The sequence below is a fragment of the Corynebacterium guaraldiae genome, from assembly GCF_053480195.1.
Genome location: NZ_JBRBAU010000010.1, coordinates 48,212 through 62,365, shown reverse-complemented (window position 1 = coordinate 62,365; position 14,154 = coordinate 48,212). Strand labels below are relative to the sequence as shown.

Below are 14,154 nucleotides of genomic sequence, written 5' to 3'. Positions count from 1 at the left end.
TGTTAGACCGCGCCACGGAAGCCGAGCTGGCGCCAGGCCTCGTACACGGCCGTCGACGCCGCGTTGGATAGATTCATCGAGCGCCTAGCCGGCATCATGGGGATGCGCACGCGCTCCGTTACGCGCGGGTGGAAGGCGTGTTCCTCGGGCAGGCCGGTGGGCTCGGTGCCGAAGAGGAGGACGTCCCCCTCCTGGTAGTCGATGTCCGTGAACCACTTATCTGTGTGGGTGGTGAAGGCGAAGACCCGCGCGCCGGGGAGGGCCTCCATGCAGGCGTCGAAGTCTTTGTGGATTTTGAGATCCGCCAGGTCGTGGTAGTCCAGGCCCGCGCGCTTGAGGTGTTTGTCCTCGAAGTTGAAGCCGAGGGGCTCGATGAGGTGCAGGCTCGCGCCCGTGACGGCGGCGGTACGGATGGCGTTGCCGGTGTTGGTGGGGATCACGGGGTTGTCGAAGACAATGTGCAAGCTGCTCATAGGCATCAGTCTAGGATGGTGGGCATGAGCGCTACCAAACTAGATGGCAACTTGTACCGCGACGAGATTTTTGAGGACCTGGCCCAGCGCGTGGCCGCCCTCAAGGAGAAGGGAATTACCCCGGGACTGGCCACGGTCCTGGTGGGCGATGATCCGGGTTCGCATTCCTACGTGAAGATGAAGCACCGCGATTGCGAGAAGCTCGGAATCAATTCGATTCGCAAGGACCTGCCTGGCGACGTTACCCAGGAAGAACTCGAGCGCGTCATCGAAGAGCTCAACAATGACGATGCTTGCACCGGCTACATCGTGCAGCTGCCGCTGCCGAAGCACCTGGATGAAAACCGCGTGCTCGAGCTCATCGACCCAGCCAAGGACGCCGATGGCCTGCACCCGATCAACCTGGGCAAGCTGGTGCTCAACGAGGACGCCCCGCTGCCGTGCACGCCGAACGGTTGCATCCACCTGCTGCGCCGCTTCGGCGTGGAGCTCGATGGTGCCAAGGTCGTGGTCATCGGCCGCGGCGTGACCGTGGGCCGCCCGATTGGTCTGATGCTGACCCGCCGCAGCGAGAATTCCACGGTGACGCTGTGCCACACCGGCACCAAGGACTTGGCCGCGGAGACCCGTGAGGCCGATGTCATCATCGCGGCCGCTGGCAAGGCACACATGCTCACCGCCGATATGATTAAGGAAGGTGCCGCGGTTCTCGACGTCGGCGTGTCCCGCGTCGACGGCAAACTCGCCGGCGACGTGGCTGAGGACGTCTGGGAGAAGGCCGGCTACGTTTCCCCGAACCCGGGCGGCGTGGGCCCGCTGACGCGCGCGTTCCTGGTGAGCAACATCGTCGAGCGTGCCGAAAAGCTCGCCGCTCAGTAGCGCGTGAAGTCGAGCGCTCGAGTAGTGAGTATGTCTGAGCAACCAGCACAGCCGCGCGGGAAAACTGCGCCGCCGGTGTCTTTATCGAACCCGCACGATGCGCACCTGAAGCCCTCGGCGCTGCCGCCGGCTCTTCAGTGGTTGGCCATCGGCTTGTTCGTGGCGGCGGTTGTGGTGTCGGGCTTCTATGCCGTGTTCGAGCACTGGCGCCGCGCCACGCTGCTGCTGGGCGGGGCGCTGGTGTGGCTGACGGTGGTTCGTCTGACCTGCGATTCCTCGCGGGTTGGCGTGCTCGCGGTGCGCTCCCGGCGCTTCGATGCCTGCTTTACAGGCATCTTGGGCGCGGCGATGGTGTTCATGGCCTTTTCCATCGACGCGCTTGGATCGTAACGCGTTTGGCTCCCGGAAAGAGCCAAACGGCTTCTTAAATGTAATACTCATCGCCCACGTACGCAGGGCCCACGTCTAAGCCATTTGGCGCCGAGAGCAGCAGGAAGTTGCGCAGGATACGGTTCATCTGCCGGGTCTCCGTCAGAAAAGCATCGTGTCCCACGGGGGAGACAATCTTGGCCATCGCCAGCAGCTGGTTGACGTTGCGGGAGATGTGCTCCTGCTGGTGATAGGGGTAGAGGATATCCGTGTCCACGCCCACCACCATCGTCGGCACCTGGGAGGCCGCCAACGCCTTGATGAGCCCGCCGCGCCCGCGGCCGACGTCATGCCGGTTCAGCGCCTCCGTGAGAACCACGTAGGAACCCGCATCGAAGCGCTCGGTGAGCTTAGCCCCCTGGTAATCCAGATAGGAGTTCACCGCGAAACGCTGGTTGAGCTGGCGGTGCGGCCCCAAGGGATTCTCGCCTTGCTGTGCGGTAGCGCCGAAGCGCTCGTCGATTTCCTGCTCGCCGCGATACGTCAAATGCGCGATGCGGCGCGCCGCCGCCAAACCATCCCGCGGAGTCTTGTCCGTGAGGTAGTAATTTCCGCCATGCCAAAACGGGTCGCGCTCGATCGCGGAAATCTGCGCGGATTGGATGCCAATCTGCCAGCCCGAAGCCCTGGCCGACACCGCAATCACACACACCGCCGACACGCTTTCCGGGTGCAGCAAGCTCCACTCCAGAGTCCGCGCCCCGCCCATCGAGCCGCCGAGTACCGCGTGCACACGCGAAATACCCAGCTTCTTCAAGCAGTCGTGCTCGGCCTCCACCAAGTCCCGAATCGACAGCGCCGGGAAACGCCCGCCCCACGGCTTTCCATCCGGGTGCAGCGACTTTGGCCCCGTCGAGCCGTTGCAGCCACCCAGCGCATTGGTCGCGATAATGCACCAGCGCGTGGTGTCCAGGGCCTTGCCCGGGCCCACCAGGTCGGACCACCAGTCCGCCACGTTGGAATCCCCGGTCAGCGCGTGCTCGACCACCAAGACATTGTTGACGCCGTCCGGGTCGCCGGCGAAAGCGCCCCAGCGTTGGTAGGCCAGGGAGGCGTCGGCAAGCACGGCGCCTGCTTCGGTGGTGAAGTCACCGATGGGGACGACGGCGAGCTCGCCTTCGGGCGCGAGCTCCGGGATGGCGCTAACCAATGGCCGCGAACCCGCGCTCGAGGTCGGCGATGATGTCGTTGACATCCTCGATGCCCACCGACAGGCGCACCGTGGCCTGTGTAATGCCCGCGGCCTTGAGCGCTGCTTCGTCGGACTGGGAGTGCGTGGTGGTCGCCGGGTGCACCACCAGGGAGCGGGTATCGCCGATGTTGGCCAGGTTCGAGTGCAGCTTCAGCGCATCGATAAACGCCCACGCCTCCTCGCGGCCGCCGTCGATGTCGAAGGAGAGCACGGAGCCGGTGTAGTCATAGCCCAGCTTCTCCTTGGTGGCCTTGTACGGCGAGGACTCCAGGCCGGCGTAGTTGACCTTCGTGACCTTGGCGTGGGATTCCAGGTACTCGGCCACGGCCTGGGCGTTGGCATTGTGCTTCTCGACGCGCAACTGCAACGTCTCAATGCCATTCAGCGTCAGCCAGGCGTTGAAGGGGGAGATGGCGGCACCGGTATCGCGCAGCAGGCCCGCGCGCGCCTTGATAGCGAAGGCCGGTGCGCCCAGATCGGCGTACTTGAGGCCGTGGTAGGCCTCGTCCGGGGTGACGAAGTAGGGGAAGACGGGCTCGCCGTCACGCTCGATGGTCCAGTCGAAGGAGCCGCCGTCGATGATGGCACCACCGATGGCGGAGCCGTTGCCGCTGTAGAACTTGGTGGTGGAAACCACGACGATGTCTGCGCCCAGCTCCAGCGGGCGGGCGAGCGCGCCGGTGGCGATGGTGTTATCCACGATGAGCGGGACCTGGTTCTTGTGCGCTACCTCAGCGATGGCGGGGATGTCGAGGACATCGGCGACTGGGTTGCCGAAGGTCTCGCCGTAAAAAGCCTTCGTGTTCGGCTGGACGGCGTCCTGCCAGGATGCCGGGTCGTCGGGGTTCTCCACGAGGGTGACATCGATGCCGAGGCGCTTCAAGGTCACGGTAAAGAGGGTGGAGGTGCCACCGTAGAGGCGCGGGGAGGTGACAATGTGGTCGCCGGCGGAGGCTAGGTTCAGGATGGCCGCGGTCTCGGCGGCCTGGCCGGAGGCGAAAGCCACGGCGGCGACGCCGCCCTCGAGGGAAGCGAGGCGCTCCTCCAGCGCGTCCTGCGTGGGGTTGGTCAGGCGGGTATAAATCGGGCCGGCATCCGAGAGATTGAAGCGGTTGGCGGCGTGCTCGGCATCGTTGAAGACATACGAGGTGGTTTGGTAAATCGGCACGTTGCGTGCGTTGGTGGAGCCGTCCAGGTTCTGGCCGGCGTGGAGGGCGCGGGTGGCAAAGGACCACTCGTTTACTGCGGAATTATCGTATTTGGTGCTCATGTCAGGAAAGGCTAGACCAAGCGGTTCAGTGCCGTTAGTGGTTTTCTAGAAACCGCAGGCAAGCCCGAGAATAAAAATAGACCGAGCGGTTGGTTCGGCTTAAATTTCGATGCTTTCACCAACCCGCAGGCGCCGATAGCCGCTCACCCCGGCGCGTTGGAGCATGCCGTCGGTGATCTGCTTGCCGGCGTCGGAAAGCACGGCGTCATGGATGGGAACCGTAAGCCGCGCACCGATGCGCATGGCGTAATCCGCGGCATCCGCCCCGCGCACCCACGGGCCGGCGATGGGGAGCAGGAGCACGTCTACCGTGAGTCCTTCCGAGACAACCCACTGGTCGCCGGGGTGCAGCACGCCGCCGAAGAGGTAGCCCAGGTTCTCCGGGCGCGGGATATTGGGGTGGATCTCCTCGTGGAGGCCGCCCACCGCGTGAATCTCAAGGCCCAGAACTGTAAAGGTCTCACCTGGATGCGCGACGGTGCCGGAGCCGATGGCGTCGATAGCCTCCTGCGTTCCCCACACCGGCAGGCCGCTCGCACGCACGGCGTCGACGTCGAGGTGGTCTCCATGCGCGTGCGTGAGCAGCACCGCTTTGGCGTCCTCGAGGCAGCTCAGGTCAGAGAGGGGACCGGGGTCGATGACGATGCGACCCTGGGGTGCCTCGACGGCCACGGCGGATTGTCCATGCAGAGATAGCTTCATAAACCCCACGCTAGCCAAAAGTAAAGGAATACAGCGAGAGCCCTTCGCTTACTTCCAGCTCGATTGTTTCGGTGTGATTGTCAGGTTCCCGGACGAGATCCACCGTGCCGTCCTCGGTGATGTCGAAGGTGCGTACCGAACCATCGGCGCGGTGCACGCGAACCGTTCCTTGCCCTGATGCCACGAGCTGTACCCAGGCGGCGCGGTAGTTCAGTCGCAGCCGTGCGTGAGGTCCGGCGGTGATGGGCTGGTCGGCCAGCGTCCACGTCCCGCCCAGCGAATACTGACCTAACGGCGGCTCGCTCGTGGTGAACTGGTGCGTGCCGTCGCGGTAATCGGGGTTGGTGAAATACTGCGCGCGTGCGGTGCCGAGGTACGTCTCCGGTGAGCGCGGCGCACTGTTCGCATCGGCGGTCTCGATTGGTTCGGGTAGCTCTATGCTGGGGTCGCGCTCGAGGAGAAGCTCACGAATGAGGCGCTCGGTCTCGGCGTAGTCGCCCTCGCCATGGTGGGATTGGCGCAGCATGCCGTGCTTGTCGACGACATAGTGCGCCGGCCAGTACCGATTCCCAAAGTTCTTCCACGTGGCGAAGTCATTGTCTTGCGCCACCGGGTATTCGATTCCTTGCTCGCGGGCCGCGCGGCGCACGTTGGCGGCCTCGTGCTCGAAGGCGTATTCCGGCGCGTGGATGCCGATGATGTCGAAGCCGTAGTCCTTGTAGTGCGTATAGAGCTTGGTCAGGTGCGTGTTGTTGCGCTGGCAGTTGATGCAGGCATAGGCCCAGAAATCGATGAGGGTGACCTTGCCGGAGGTGCGCGGATCGACGGGCGCATCCGTGTTGAACCAGCCGGTCAACCCCGCGAACGTGGGCACGGGGGTTCCTTCGGCTGTGCGGGCGGCCTGTTCAACTGGGGTGGCGTCGGCGTTGATGCTGGGGAGCTTCTGCTGCAGCCAGGCGGGCGCGCCAAGCGAAATCGCACCAGCCATGACGATAACTACCACTCCCGCGGTGATACGCACCCCGCGCTGGTGGGAGCGGAAAGCATCGACGCGTTTGCCCACCTCGTTGCCGCCCAAAGCGAAGGCCAGCAGGGGGATGGCCACGCCGAGAGCGAAGGAGAGGCAGAGGGCGAGGATGTGGGCGTCGACAGTCCCAGTGGCGCCCGCCACGGAGATGGCGGCGAGTACAGGGCCGGCGCAGGGGACGAAGACAACCCCCATGGCCAAGCCGACGACGAACCCGCCTTTGCCGCGGGCCTTGGCTTGCAAGCTGCCGGCTTTCGGGAGTTTCTGGAAAGGCCACTCAAGGATTTCTTGCACGCGGGGAAACACCATTCCCAGGCCAACGAGAATCAACAGCGCGATTCCCACCTTCCACAGGATGTCGGCGGGCAGGCCCAGGGAATTGAGCAGCGTTGTGGCGAAAAGAGTGACGAGGCTGAAACTTGTGACGAGTCCGCCCACGACCTGCCATGGCCGCCACCGTGAGCCGCCGCTAACGGCGAGGACCAGCGGCAAGACCGGCAAGATGCAGGGCGAGATGCCCGTGATAAGGCCACCGGTAAACCCGATGAACAGCGTTGATAGCATGCTGTACTCCTTCGCTTGGTGTGCGGTGTGGGTATGCAACTAGTTCGGAGCACGAGTGAAAAACGGATTGGTTTTAAATCCATCCAATCCGCATCGCGGGGCGGCTCCGAATAGTCAGATACAGGGCCCGGAAAAGCCGAGCCCCGATTGCTTGAAGAAGGAGCACCGAAATGAAGAAGCTTGTTACTGTCGCCGCTGCACTTGCTGTTGCCGCCAGTGGGTTGGTCGCCTGCAACGACAAGAAGGAAGACATGGACATGATGCCCAGCTCGGAGATGATGGCCCCGAGCGAGGAAATGACTAAGTAAAACTGCCATGTCCACCCCGCTGCTGGAGGTAAGCTCAACACCCGTGCCTGCGATGTCCCCCAATGAACACGAGCGGCTGAACCGCCTTTTGGTTCAGACCGCTTCCGCAGATAAGCATGCCTTCAGCGCGCTGTACGACGCCCTCGCACCCACCGTGTACAGCGTGTGCCTGAGCGTTCTGCGCAATCCCGCCTTAGCAGAGGAAGTTGCTCAAGACGTCTTCGTTGAGGTCTGGACCTCCGCCGCGAAGTTTGACCCGCGACGGGGGAATGCTCGCTCGTGGGTGGGCAGGTTGGCGCATGGGAGGGCCGTCGATAAGCTGCGCAGCCATGTGGCCGCAGTGCAGCGCGATGACCGCGACTCGAAGCTTGAGCACGCCACTTTTGCTGAGCCGATTGAAGACGAAGCCCTGAACAATGTGGAGGCTCACCTCCTGCGCCGGGCCGTCGACGAGATTGGGGAGCCGCATTCCACCGCGGTGGCCCTCGCGTTTTTCGATGGTTTGACGCATGCTGAGCTGGCAGAATCAACGGGAGTACCGCTGGGTACGGCGAAGACGCGCGTGCGCGACGGTGTTAAGAAGCTAAAAGCGATTCTCGAAAGGGAGGGGCGATGAGCAATACACATGAGTTTTCTGATGAGACTTTCGATGACTTCCTCGATTCCCTCCCCGAGGTCGAACCGCCGGCGCGAATGAAAGATGCCGTCTTTGCGGAAATTGGCGGTGGCGAAGCTGCCGAGGTCATCGAGCTTCCGCGCCGCCGTTGGCGGACCTTCGTGGCGGTGCCGGCTGCCGCGGCGGTCCTCGTAGTAGGCATGGTTGCCGTGCCGCCCTTGTTGCAGTCCGATGACTTGCAGAATCAGACGAGCGATAGCGCGCGGGTAGAGGCTGAATCGCCCGGCGAGAAGTCGATGCACGCCATCATGGGGGCAGAGGACCTTATGCAGGGCAACGCCGATGCATCGGGCGCACAGCTGGATATCGTGTCTTCGGCGTCGATGGAGAAATCCGGCGCGATGGTGGATGGCCAGCCGCAGCTCGCCGATGGCATGGGCGCCCAGGTATGGGCAGTCAGCGCCGATGGCGGCATGGCTTCGGCGGGGGTCATCGGCCAGGACCCACACGATGGGGTATGGATGCCTTTCGACGGCGCGGCAGTCAAAGTCATGGTCACCGAGGAACCCGCAGGCGGCAGCGAGCAACCGACGGGCCGCACTCTTGCTACCGTGACCTTGGCAAGCGCCGGTTAGGGCTCAGTCTGCTAAAGCCTGCTTGATCAGCTCCAGCGCGGCGGCGAGTTCGACGTCGCTCAAATGCCCAAAGCCCAAGACCACGCCTTCCTCGGCGGGCGCGCCGCCCCAATAATCGCGCAGCGGGGTCAGCGTGAGGCCCAGATCGGCCGCGCGCTGGACGACGCCCTCCTCACACAACAACACCGCGTGGAGCCCGCCGTGGATGGGCAGAAGGGTAGCTGGGGTGTCTTCCAGCGCGGCTTGGACGAGGTCGCGGCGGCGCTTGTAGGCGCGGCGCATCCGCCCGGTATGTCGCCGCAGCGCACCGCTGGCCAGGTAGTTCGCCAGCGCCGCCTGGGGGATAGCGCCGACGGGCTGGCCGAAGATCTCCCGCACCTGATCCACCGCCGAGCGCAAGCTCGGCGGCACGACCAGGTAGCCGCAGGCAATCGACGGCGAAATCACCGAGGAAAACGTGCCCAGCAACACCGTGTGTTCCGGAGCGAGCGCGGTCAGCGCGGGCAAGGGCTGGCCGACGTAGCGCAGCTCGGAATCGAAATCATCCTCGATGATGAGCACGTCATTGCCGCGCGCCCACTCGACGAGCTCCGCGCGCCGGGCAGCCGGCAGCGAACCGCCATAGGGGTGCTGGTGGGAGGGGGTGACGATGAGAACGTCGAGGTCAACGGTGGGGACGGTGACGCCGTGGGCGTCGGTGGGGACGTCGACAAGCGTGTGCCCCAAGGCCTGGGGGATGCGGCGCAGGCTGGGGTAGCCGGGGGATTCCACGCCCACGCGCAAATGGCCGCCCAGCGCGCGCAGCAGCACCGACAGCCCGTCGCGGGCGCCGGCGGTGATGACGACATAGGCCGGGTCGACGGTCAGCCCGCGCATGTGGCGCAGGTGCGCGGCCACCTCGCGGGGGAGATCGCCGGAAGAATCCACGGCGGCCTTGCGCCACGCCGCCCTCCATTCGGGGGTGATGATTCCGGCCGTATCGGGCAAACCGGGGGTCAACTCCACGCGCTGTGGAGTGGGGGTCGGCCGCGGCGCCGGAGAGGGCTGCGGGGCGCGCCCGTGCGGCAGGTGTGGGTTGATGATAGTGCCCGAGCCAACCTCCGCGGTGAGGTAACCCTCGGCGGTGAGCTGCTCATAGGCGGTAACCACGCTGCCTCGGGAAATGCCCAAGTCGCGGGCTAGCGATCGCGTCGACGGAACCTGCTCGCCGGGCAGCAGAATTCCGGCGGCAACGTGGGCGCGGAGGGCTTCGGCGATCTGCACCGGCAGCGCGCGCGTATCAGATGGGTCGAGGCGGAAAGACACGGCCCCATCATAAGTGGTCTATTTCAACACTCATGAAATGGCTCTTGTCTTGGACCATTTTTCTGCGCCACTATGTGAGCCATGACTGAACAGAAGAATGAACAGGGACGCGCCACGACGCGCGTCAAGCGTGGACTAGCTGACATGCTCAAGGGTGGCGTCATCATGGACGTCGTTACCCCGGAGCAGGCACGAATTGCTGAAGACGCGGGTGCGTCCGCCGTCATGGCGCTGGAGCGCGTGCCGGCCGATATCCGCGCCCAGGGCGGCGTGGCCCGCATGTCCGATCCGGACCTCATCGAGGGCATCGTCAACGCCGTTGATATCCCGGTGATGGCGAAGGCCCGCATCGGCCACTTCGTGGAGGCCCAGATCCTCGGCGAGCTGGGCGTGGACTTCATCGACGAGTCCGAGGTGCTCAGCCCGGCCGATTACGTCAACCACATCAATAAGTGGGACTTCGATGTGCCGTTCGTCTGCGGTGCGACCAACCTGGGCGAGGCGCTGCGTCGCATCACCGAGGGTGCGGCCATGATCCGCTCCAAGGGCGAGGCCGGTACTGGCGACGTCTCCGAGGCCGTCAAGCACCTGCGCACCATCAAGGGTGAGATCGCGCGCCTTCAGAACCTGGATCGCGACGAGCTCTACGTTGCAGCCAAGGAGCTGCAGGCGCCGTATGACCTGGTTGCTGAGGTAGCGGAGACCGGCAAGCTGCCGGTCGTGCTGTTCGTCGCCGGTGGTGTGGCCACGCCTGCCGACGCCGCCCTCGTCCGCCAGATGGGCGCCGAAGGCGTCTTCGTCGGCTCCGGCATCTTCAAGTCCGGCGAGCCCGCGAAGCGCGCGGAGGCCATCGTGAAGGCCGCGACCCTCTACGATCAGCCGGCCGAGCTGGCCAAGATCAGCCGCGGCCTGGGCGAGGCCATGGTGGGCATCAACGTCAACGACATCCCCGCCCCGCACCGCCTGGCTGAGCGCGGCTGGTAAACGCGGTGCGCGCAATGAACCGCGCGATGAACACAGAGCGTGCAAAGGGAATGATGACGGCGGCGGAGGCGGCGCGCCCGCTCGTCGGCGTGCTCGCGCTGCAGGGCGGAGTGGAAGAGCACATCGCTGTGTTGGAGAGCCTCGGCGCTGAAACGCGCCGGGTGCGCCTGCCGCAGGATCTCGACGGGCTGGACGGAATCATTCTGCCGGGCGGAGAGTCGAGCACCATCGATAAGCTGGCGCGCTCCTTCGGCGTCGCTGAGCCGCTGCGTCGCGCCGTCGAGGGTGGGCTGCCGGTCCTGGCCACCTGCGCCGGGCTCATCTACAGCGCCCGCGAGCTGGAAAACCCCGCGCCGGGCCAGCAGACGCTGGGGCTTATCGACGTCTCCGTGCGCCGCAACGCCTTCGGCAACCAGCGCTTCTCCGAGGAGCGCACCGTGCCGGTCGCGATGGAAGGCCAGAGGTCCGGCGAGCCTCTAGCCATCGAAGCGAGCTTTATCCGCGCGCCCATCGTTACCCGCGCGGGCGAGGGTGTCGAGGTCATCGCCACCGTGCCCCTGCCCGCCCATGACATTGTTTCCAGTGGTGAGGGAAGTGACGTTCGCACACGAACTCGTCCTGTCGCGGGGCGCGAGGCTATTGTGGGCGTGCGCCAAGGATGCGTCACGGCGTTGAGCTTCCATCCGGAAGAAAACGGCGACCCGCGCATCCACGCCGCGTGGCTCGCTTCCGTTGCCCATTAGCTCTTTCGGCAAATAACTATCGCCCAATAGTGATCTGGGATACATTGAGATGTGCTAGCTGAACACATCACGCCCAGAAAGGCTCCTCGTCGTGAGCACACCCGCCCCAGAACAAGTCCGCGAAGACATCCGCTTCCTCGGCCGGGTGCTCGGCCGGGTCATCGCGCAGCAGGAAGGCGAGGACGTCTTCGAGCTCGTCGAATCGACCCGCGGCATGGCCTTCGACGTGGCGCACGGCGATGCAAAGCCCGAAGACCTCGTCGCCATCTTCCGCGATCTCGACATCACCAAGGTCAACCTCGTGGCCCGTGCATTCAGCTATTTCGCGCTCATCGCCAACCTCGTAGAGGATCTGGATGACGAGTCCGTTGAAGCGCCCGTCTCCCTGCGCAAGACATTCGCCAAGCTCAAGGAAGAAGGCGTCACGCCAACCGACGCCTCCTCCGTCATCCGCGGCGCGCACGTCGCCCCCGTTCTCACCGCGCACCCCACCGAAACCCGCCGCCGCACCGTCTTTGATACGCAAACCCGCATCAAGACTCTCCTCAAGGAATCACACCGCGGTGGCGACATAGCGGCAATCGAGAAGGAAATGTATCTGCGCATGACGCTGCTTTGGCAGACGGCGCTGATTCGCATCGCCCGCCCCACCCTCGAAGACGAGATTGACGTCGGCCTGCGCTACTACAAGCTGTCGCTGCTCGACCAGGTCCCTGCCCTCAACCGCGCCATTCGCCACGCCATGCGCGAGACCTTTGGCCAGCAGCTTCCTGATTCCCCCGTTGTCCGCCCCGGCTCCTGGATTGGCGGCGACCATGACGGCAACCCGTACGTCGACGAGCACACCCTGACCTATGCCACCCGCAAGGCCGCGGCAACGGTGCTCCAGTACTACGCCGACGAGCTCGGCGAGCTGGAGCGCGAGCTCTCCCTGTCAGACCGCTATTCCTCCAGCTCCAAGGAGCTGGGCGCGCTTGCCGACGCCTCCCACAACGACGAAAAATCCCGCGTCGACGAACCCTACCGCCGGGCCATCTTCGGCATCCGGAAGAAGGTGCTGGCGAGGTTGGAGGGGGAGACGTCGCCAAGCGCCTATGCGTCGCCGGAGGAACTCAAGCGGGACCTGGACGTGATCGACCGCTCGCTGCGCCAATTCAACGATGACATCATCGCCGATGACCGCCTCGCCCGGCTGCGCTCGGCGGTGACCACGTTTGGATTCCACCTCTCGACGCTGGATATGCGCCAGAATTCGGAGTCCTTTGAGAACGTCCTCACCGAGATTTTCGCCGCGGCCACCATCACCCCGGACTACCGCGCGCTGGGGGAGGAGGAGAAGGTCGCGGTGCTCGTGCGCGAGCTGCAGACCAATCGGCCGCTGCTTTTCCCCGACGCTGAGAAGGGATTCAGCGAGGATACCGCGAAGGAGCTGGGCATCTTCCGTGCGGCGGCGCGCGCTGTGCGGGACTTTGGGCCGGAGTCGGTGTCGCACTGCATTATTTCTATGACGGGAACCGTCTCCGACATTCTGGAGCCGATGGTGCTACTCAAGGAGGTGGGCCTGAGCGAGGTCGATGTGGTGCCGCTATTTGAGACCATCGAAGATCTGAAGGCCGGCGCCGGCATCCTGGAGAAGCTGTGGCAGGTGCCCGTGTACCGCGAGCATCTGCGCTCGCGCGGGGATATCCAAGAAGTCATGTTGGGGTACTCGGATTCCAACAAGGACGGCGGGTATTTGCAGGCGAACTGGGCGCTATACGACGCCGAACTGGCCCTCGTTGAGCTCTGCGCGCGCCACGGCGTGGAGTTGCGGCTGGCGCATGGCCGCGGTGGGGCGGTGGGCCGGGGTGGTGGCCCGACGTATGATGCGATTCTGGCGCAGCCGAAGGGCGCGGTGTCGGGTTCGGTGCGTATCACCGAGCAAGGAGAGGTGATTTCTGCGAAGTACGGTGCGCCGGAGACCGCGCGCCGCCACTTGGAGGCGTTTGTTTCCGGAGCGCTGGAGGCATCGTTGTTGGATACCGAGCCGATTGCGGATCCGGAGCGCGCCTACGAGATCATGCGTGAGCTGGCGGCGTTGAGTGGCGTGGCCTACCGCCAGCTTGTCGACGACCCCGGGTTCATCACCTACTTCACCCAGTCCACCCCGCTGCACGAGATTGGCGAGCTTAACCTGGGGTCGCGCCCGACCTCGCGCAAGCAGACCACCGCGATTACGGATTTGCGTGCGATTCCCTGGGTGCTGTCGTGGTCACAGTCTCGTACCAACATTCCGGGCTGGTTCGGCGTGGGCAGCGCGGTGACGGCGTGGGTTCAGCAACCCTCCGGAGGATCGACAGCCTCCGGAGGTACAGCAAGAGCGGTAAATGCCACAGCGGATGTAGCAGTGACCGAGAAGGCTGGAGCAGATACCGGAGCTGGAGAAGAAAAGCGCTGGGAGGAGCTGCGCGAGCTGTATCGCACGTGGCCCTTCTTCCGTTCTGTGTTTGCCAACATGGCGCAGGTCATGGCCAAGGCGGAGATGCAGCTGGCGCGTCTGTACGCCAACTTGGTCGACGACAAGGACACCGCAGACCGTATCTTTGGCCTGATATCCGAGGAATTTGAGCGCACCCGCGAGGTCTACCTCAAGGTCACCGGAAACGCGGATCTGGTGAGCGAGAATCAGCGCCAAGCACGTTCACTCAAGCGGCGCTATCCTTACCTGCTTCCGCTCAACGCCGTCCAGTTGGAGTTGCTGCGCCGCTACCGCCGCGGCGACGACCAGTTCCTGGTATCCAAGACCATCCAGGTCACGATGAACGGGCTAGCCACCGCGCTGCGCAACGCCGGCTAAACCGCCCGCCCGCATCATTGGGCATCCGGCCCAACCGCTTGGCCCGCCAGCATTCCTGCGGGACAGGCTCGAGGGCATGATCAGTTCCATTAGTTAAGCCGGCATGCCGAATGCCCCGCGAGGAGGTGATTTCCTGCGGGGTTCGGGACAATCATGCACCTTGCCCGGCTATACGTTGCCAAGATGAGTGC

General features: G+C 64.5%; 14 protein-coding genes. 8 read left to right on the top strand and 6 right to left on the bottom strand.

Going from position 1 to position 14,154, the window contains the following annotated elements:
* Nucleotides 1–2: 2 nt before the first annotated feature.
* Entirely contained in the window at nucleotides 3–473 is a 471-nt protein-coding gene (locus ACUY3D_RS09075; protein WP_070521448.1) for a tRNA (cytidine(34)-2'-O)-methyltransferase, read from the bottom strand.
* A 24-nt stretch (nucleotides 474–497) separates the two neighbouring features.
* On the opposite strand from ACUY3D_RS09075, the gene ACUY3D_RS09070 reads away from it, so the two are divergent.
* Together ACUY3D_RS09070 and ACUY3D_RS09065 are read left to right on the top strand one after the other, a co-directional pair.
* On the top strand, nucleotides 498–1,352 hold the full coding sequence (locus tag ACUY3D_RS09070; RefSeq protein ID WP_070527991.1) for a bifunctional methylenetetrahydrofolate dehydrogenase/methenyltetrahydrofolate cyclohydrolase: 855 nt from the start codon (nucleotides 498–500) through the stop codon (nucleotides 1,350–1,352).
* Between the two features lie 75 nt (nucleotides 1,353–1,427).
* A complete protein-coding gene (locus ACUY3D_RS09065) occupies nucleotides 1,428–1,742 on the top strand; it encodes a DUF3017 domain-containing protein (RefSeq protein WP_046648384.1) in 315 nt (104 codons plus the stop codon).
* A gap of 34 nt (nucleotides 1,743–1,776) precedes the next feature.
* Here the strand turns inward: ACUY3D_RS09065 and metX are convergent, their stop codons facing one another.
* From metX to ACUY3D_RS09045, 4 genes are all read right to left on the bottom strand, one after another.
* Nucleotides 1,777–2,976, bottom strand: coding sequence for a homoserine O-acetyltransferase MetX (gene metX, locus ACUY3D_RS09060; RefSeq protein ID WP_448240924.1), 1,200 nt, complete (start codon nucleotides 2,974–2,976; stop codon nucleotides 1,777–1,779).
* Nucleotides 2,924–4,243 (bottom strand): O-acetylhomoserine/O-acetylserine sulfhydrylase, encoded by a 1,320-nt coding sequence (locus tag ACUY3D_RS09055; RefSeq protein WP_448240923.1) that lies wholly within the window; start codon nucleotides 4,241–4,243, stop codon nucleotides 2,924–2,926. Before ACUY3D_RS09055 ends, metX begins: the two co-directional genes overlap by 53 nt.
* Nucleotides 4,244–4,342: 99 nt before the next feature.
* Nucleotides 4,343–4,945 carry an MBL fold metallo-hydrolase gene (locus ACUY3D_RS09050; RefSeq protein WP_448240921.1) on the bottom strand — a complete coding sequence of 201 codons (603 nt, stop codon included), beginning with the start codon at nucleotides 4,943–4,945 and terminating at the stop codon, nucleotides 4,343–4,345.
* Nucleotides 4,946–4,955: 10 nt separating this feature from the next.
* On the bottom strand, nucleotides 4,956–6,536 hold the full coding sequence (locus ACUY3D_RS09045; RefSeq protein WP_448240920.1) for a redoxin domain-containing protein: 1,581 nt from the start codon (nucleotides 6,534–6,536) through the stop codon (nucleotides 4,956–4,958).
* A 170-nt stretch (nucleotides 6,537–6,706) separates the two neighbouring features.
* On the opposite strand from ACUY3D_RS09045, the gene ACUY3D_RS09040 reads away from it, so the two are divergent.
* The 3 genes from ACUY3D_RS09040 to ACUY3D_RS09030 are packed head-to-tail and all read left to right on the top strand — an operon-like array spanning nucleotide 6,707 to nucleotide 8,095.
* Nucleotides 6,707–6,844 (top strand): hypothetical protein, encoded by a 138-nt coding sequence (locus ACUY3D_RS09040; RefSeq protein ID WP_167595548.1) that lies wholly within the window; start codon nucleotides 6,707–6,709, stop codon nucleotides 6,842–6,844.
* Between the two features lie 7 nt (nucleotides 6,845–6,851).
* Complete coding sequence (locus ACUY3D_RS09035) at nucleotides 6,852–7,460, top strand: sigma-70 family RNA polymerase sigma factor (RefSeq protein WP_144268697.1); 609 nt, start codon at nucleotides 6,852–6,854, stop codon at nucleotides 7,458–7,460.
* The gene (locus ACUY3D_RS09030; RefSeq protein ID WP_143335853.1) at nucleotides 7,457–8,095 is read left to right on the top strand and encodes an anti-sigma factor; all 639 of its coding nucleotides are present in this window, start codon (nucleotides 7,457–7,459) and stop codon (nucleotides 8,093–8,095) included. The genes ACUY3D_RS09035 and ACUY3D_RS09030 overlap by 4 nt, the downstream gene beginning before the upstream one ends.
* A gap of 3 nt (nucleotides 8,096–8,098) precedes the next feature.
* Here the strand turns inward: ACUY3D_RS09030 and pdxR are convergent, their stop codons facing one another.
* Nucleotides 8,099–9,400 (bottom strand): MocR-like pyridoxine biosynthesis transcription factor PdxR, encoded by a 1,302-nt coding sequence (pdxR, locus tag ACUY3D_RS09025; protein WP_448240916.1) that lies wholly within the window; start codon nucleotides 9,398–9,400, stop codon nucleotides 8,099–8,101.
* Between the two features lie 81 nt (nucleotides 9,401–9,481).
* Here pdxR and pdxS point away from each other — a divergent pair, with 81 nt between their 5' ends.
* From pdxS to ppc, 3 genes are all read left to right on the top strand, one after another.
* Nucleotides 9,482–10,384, top strand: coding sequence for a pyridoxal 5'-phosphate synthase lyase subunit PdxS (gene pdxS, locus ACUY3D_RS09020; protein ID WP_070528010.1), 903 nt, complete (start codon nucleotides 9,482–9,484; stop codon nucleotides 10,382–10,384).
* A 26-nt stretch (nucleotides 10,385–10,410) separates the two neighbouring features.
* Nucleotides 10,411–11,127, top strand: coding sequence for a pyridoxal 5'-phosphate synthase glutaminase subunit PdxT (pdxT, locus tag ACUY3D_RS09015; RefSeq protein WP_527249346.1), 717 nt, complete (start codon nucleotides 10,411–10,413; stop codon nucleotides 11,125–11,127).
* Nucleotides 11,128–11,218: 91 nt separating this feature from the next.
* Nucleotides 11,219–13,963 (top strand): phosphoenolpyruvate carboxylase, encoded by a 2,745-nt coding sequence (gene ppc / locus ACUY3D_RS09010; RefSeq protein ID WP_448240914.1) that lies wholly within the window; start codon nucleotides 11,219–11,221, stop codon nucleotides 13,961–13,963.
* Nucleotides 13,964–14,154: the final 191 nt, after the last annotated feature.